This is a genomic window from Mesorhizobium sp. M0293 (assembly GCF_040321735.1).
Classification (GTDB): Bacteria; Pseudomonadota; Alphaproteobacteria; order Rhizobiales; family Rhizobiaceae; genus Mesorhizobium.
The window spans coordinates 1-579 of sequence record NZ_JAMYSA010000327.1 but is presented as its reverse complement, the minus strand read 5'-3'; the positions used below and the strand labels follow the sequence as shown (position 1 = coordinate 579).

General features: G+C 62.5%; 1 protein-coding gene. It reads left to right on the top strand.

The features are described from left to right. Positions 1-79: 79 nt before the first annotated feature. A partial coding sequence (locus NKJ06_RS35715; protein ID WP_352812644.1) for a helix-turn-helix domain-containing protein occupies positions 80-579 on the top strand: 500 nt, incomplete at its 3' end.

Genomic DNA, 579 nt, shown 5'->3' with positions numbered 1-579 from the left:
TGTCCGAACCGGATAGATAGGTAACAGAATGGACTGATTAGATGGGTGACAGTTTTCTCCCTCGCCGGGAGGACCGGCGATGGTTTGGCGAGAGACTGTACTCATGGATGAGCGGCTTCGGTTTGTTGTGGAATGCCTTTCTGGCGAGGAGACGATGACGCAGTTGTGTGCGGCCTTCGATATCTCTCGCAAGACCGGCTACAAATGGCTTGAACGCTACCGGGAGCTTGGACCGGTGGGCCTGCATGATCTGCCGCGTGCGCCGCTCAATCACGGCCGAGCGACGGCCGCGGATGTGGTGGAGCGGATCGTGGCTATGAAAGAGGCGCATCCGCTGTGGGGGCCTAAGAAAATCATGGCCAGGCTCAAGCGTGCGGATCCCTGCGGCGGCTGGCCAGCGGTCTCGACGGCTGGTGAGATACTGAAGCGGCATGGACTTGTGGGGCGCAGGCGCAAACGCTGGAAGGCGGCAGGCAATGGCCCATGGCCGGAAGCTTCGGAGCCGAACGCGGTGTGGACCGGGGACCACAAGGGCTGGTTCCGGACCCGCGACGGGTGGCGCTGCGAACCGCTGACGGT